The sequence below is a fragment of the Microbacterium sp. Leaf351 genome, assembly GCF_001423825.1.
Classification (GTDB): domain Bacteria; phylum Actinomycetota; class Actinomycetes; order Actinomycetales; family Microbacteriaceae; genus Microbacterium; species Microbacterium ginsengisoli.
Window position 1 is genome coordinate 55,770 of record NZ_LMPK01000002.1, and the last position, 3,269, is coordinate 59,038.

General features: G+C 68.3%; 5 protein-coding genes. 3 read left to right on the plus strand and 2 right to left on the minus strand.

From position 1 onward, the window contains the following. Positions 1 to 85 precede the first annotated feature (85 nt). Complete coding sequence (locus tag ASG00_RS00760; RefSeq protein WP_045247919.1) at positions 86 to 670, minus strand: hypothetical protein; 585 nt, start codon at positions 668 to 670, stop codon at positions 86 to 88. A 99-nt stretch (positions 671 to 769) separates the two neighbouring features. Between ASG00_RS00760 and ASG00_RS00765 the strand changes: the two genes are divergently transcribed. Together ASG00_RS00765 and ASG00_RS00770 are read left to right on the plus strand one after the other, a co-directional pair. After that, complete coding sequence (locus ASG00_RS00765) at positions 770 to 1,327, plus strand: peptidylprolyl isomerase (protein WP_056206150.1); 558 nt, start codon at positions 770 to 772, stop codon at positions 1,325 to 1,327. 8 nt (positions 1,328 to 1,335) lie between these two features. Beyond that, on the plus strand, positions 1,336 to 2,211 hold the full coding sequence (locus ASG00_RS00770; protein WP_056206152.1) for a rhomboid family intramembrane serine protease: 876 nt from the start codon (positions 1,336 to 1,338) through the stop codon (positions 2,209 to 2,211). A gap of 71 nt (positions 2,212 to 2,282) precedes the next feature. On the opposite strand, the gene ASG00_RS00775 is transcribed toward ASG00_RS00770, so the two are convergent. Further along, positions 2,283 to 2,479: cell division protein CrgA (locus ASG00_RS00775; RefSeq protein WP_235559017.1), on the minus strand; the 197-nt coding region annotated here is incomplete at its 5' end. Positions 2,480 to 2,510: 31 nt separating this feature from the next. Between ASG00_RS00775 and ASG00_RS00780 the strand changes: the two genes are divergently transcribed. Then, a partial coding sequence (locus ASG00_RS00780; protein ID WP_235559018.1) for a class E sortase occupies positions 2,511 to 3,269 on the plus strand: 759 nt, incomplete at its 3' end.

Below are 3,269 nucleotides of genomic sequence, written 5' to 3' on the forward strand. Positions count from 1 at the left end.
TCGCCGGCCTCATCGACTGACCACCACACGCGCGAAGGGGGGCGGGAGGATGTCGACATCCTCCCGCCCCCTCGATGTTCGCGACTCAGGCGTCGGGCGCGCGCAGCGGGTCGTCCGCGACCCACAGCTCGTCGTCGGCGCGCAGGGTCTGCCACGCGGCGTAGAGCACACCGATGGCAGCGGCCGCACCGAGGATGATGGCGATCACCCCGCCCGCGCCGATGCCCTTGCGCTGCGGCTCGAGCGCCGCGAGCTTGGCGGACAGCTTCTTCGTCGCCTTCTTGCTGTAGCCGGCGGCGCGCTTCTGGAACAGCGCGGCATCGGGAAGCTCGAGGCCACGGCCCGCGGCGATGCGGCCACGTGTGTCGTTCGCGGCATCCCATACCGACAGAGCACCACCGACGAGAGCACCGGCCGCCGGCACGACGGCGTCGCTCAGCACGCGCTTGGACGCCTTCACCCCACGGTCGACGTAGGGAGCCGCATAGGTCTCGTACCCCTGCTGCACGGCCGGAACCACGTGCTCACGGTTGTAGTTGCCGAGCTGCCGGCCGGCCTCGCGGGCGGCGCCGGCAGCCTCGCCGAGCACGACCTGCTGGGCTTCCCACAGCTTGTTCACCTGGTTCTGGAGCTTGCGCAGCTCCTTTTTGCGCTTGCGGGTGAGACTCACGAGCGGACCCCCTTTTCGATGGGATGGGTACCGCCCATATTGCCAGAATCGGGCGCCGCGGCCGGGCGGGGTTGCAGGGAACTCTGTGAGAATGTACGCATGGCTCTTCACACGGCAGTCGCCACCATCCACACGAACCACGGCGACATCGTCGTCAACCTCTTCGGGGACCACGCCCCGCGCACGGTGCAGAACTTCACCGGCCTCTCGGACGGCTCGCAGGCCTGGACCAACCCGGCGACGGGTCAGCCGGGAGAGGGCGCCCTGTACAAGGACGTCATCTTCCACCGCATCATCCCCGGCTTCATGATCCAGGGCGGTGATCCGCTCGGACAGGGCATCGGCGGGCCCGGCTACCAGTTCGACGACGAGATCCACCCCGAGCTGACCTTCCAGAAGCCGTACGTCCTCGCGATGGCGAACGCCGGACTCCGCCGGAACGCCATCACGGGCAAGGCCGAGGGAACGAACGGCTCGCAGTTCTTCATCACGACCGACCCGACGCCGTGGCTGCAGGGCAAGCACTCGATCTTCGGCGAGGTCGCCGACGACGCCTCGCGCGCCGTGGTCGACGCCATCGCCGCGGTGCCGACCGCTGCGGGCGACCGTCCGGTCGAGCCGGTGGTCATCGAGTCGATCGACATCGTCGCGGCCTGACCACAGCGGTGACCAGCGCCGACTTCGCGGGCAATCGCGAGAACTTCTGCTACCGGCATCCCGACCGGCAGAGCTTCGTGCTCTGCCAGCGGTGCCTGCGCACGATCTGCCCCGAATGCCAGACCCAGGCGGCCGTCGGCGTCATCTGTCCCGAGTGCATCGCGCAGCAGCGCCGTGACCAGACTCCCGCCCAGGCCCGAGCGCAGCGCCGCTGGGGCCGGGCGGGAGGGTCGACCTCTGTTGCGCTGCGCGGACAGCCGGTGGTGACCTACGCGATCATCGCCATCACGGCCGTCTTCTATGTGATCCAGCAGATCATCCCGGCCTCGACGCAGTGGTTCGTCTTCTACGCGCCCGCGCTCTACCCGTCGCTTCTGGGCACGTTCGAACCCTGGCGACTGGTGACCGGCGCACTGGTGCACAGCAGCATCCTGCACATCGGGCTCAACATGCTCTCGCTCTGGATGATCGGTCGCATCATGGAGCCGTTGCTCGGGAGGGGCCGCTTCCTCGCGCTCTACCTGATCAGTGCGCTCGGCGGCTGGGTGGCAGTGACCCTGCTCGCCTTCCCGACTCCCGTGCTCGGGGCATCGGGTGCGATCTTCGGGCTCTTCGGCGCGCTGGTCATCATCGCCCGCCATCTCGGTGCCCAGATCACGGGGATCCTCGTCGTGCTCGCGGTGAACCTGGTGATCGGGTTCGTGCCCGGGTTCGGAATCTCGTGGCAGACGCACCTCGGCGGACTCGTCGCGGGCGCGGTCGTCGGCCTCGTGTTCGCGCGGACGCGTCGTCGGGACCAGCGGGTGCGTCAGATCGTGCTGCTGACCGTGGTCACGCTCGCGCTGTTCGCGCTGATGCTGATCCCGCTCGCGATCTACGGCTGATCGGCGGAGTTTTCCACAGCGTCATCCACAGGTGGGGATGAATGACAGCGGTGTAATTCGGATGCCGCGGCTCAGCGCCAGCGGGTCGTCATGAGGAACCCGACGAAGGCGATGCCGAAGCCGATGACGAGGTTCCACGCGCCGAGGTTCGGGATCGGGAACTGCGAACCGCTGAGGTAGAACACGAGCACCCAGGCGAGGCCGAGGAGCATGAGACCGATCATGATCGGCTTGAACCACGCGGGGTTCGGGGCGGGCTCACCCGAGGNCTTCGGCTCCGCGGAACGTACAATCCGAGTGTGACCGAACCCGAGCCGCCGCTGCGTCGCCATCGTCGCGCCGTCGCGTCGTCGTCGGAGACGTCGGCCTCACCGCAGGCTCCCCGCCGCCACCGCGTGAGCGTGATCGGTGTCATCGGGGAGATCCTCATCACGGCCGGAGTGCTGGCGCTCCTCTACGTGTCCTGGCAGATGTGGTGGGGCGACTCCATCATCGGGGCCCAGCAGAACTCGGTCGGAAACTCCCTCTCGCAGCAGTGGCAGACCGAGGCGACAACCGAACCCTCGCCGTCTCCCACGACCAGCGGCGAGCCCGTGACCGCGGCGCCGCCCGATCTTCCGCAGCCCGCGAACGCGCAGATCTTCGCCACCATGCACATCCCCCGCTTCGGCTCGGACTACAACGTGGCGATCGCCGGCGGAGTGACACGGCAGGGAACACTCGACCCGATCGGCATCGGGCACTACCCGGGGACGCAGATGCCGGGGCAGGAGGGGAACTTCGCCCTCGCGGCGCACCGCACGACGTTCGGCGCCCCCTTCCACCGCATCGCCGATCTCCACGTCGGTGACGCGATCGTCGTCGAGACCCCCGACGGCTGGTACACCTACCGATTCCGGACGCTCGAATACGTGAAGCCGACCGCCGTCGACGTGCTGCTGCCGGTGCCGCAGGTGCCGGATGTCCCCGCCTCCGGCCGGTACATGACGATGACCAGCTGCAGCCCCATGTATTCGGCGGACGAGCGCATCGTCGCCTACAGCGTGTTCGAGTCCTTC

Bases quoted from the DNA above. Each gene is read 5' to 3' on its own strand.
- ASG00_RS00765 (WP_056206150.1), top strand. From the start codon at position 770: ATGGCTCTTCACACGGCAGTCGCCACCATCCACACGAACCACGGCGAC.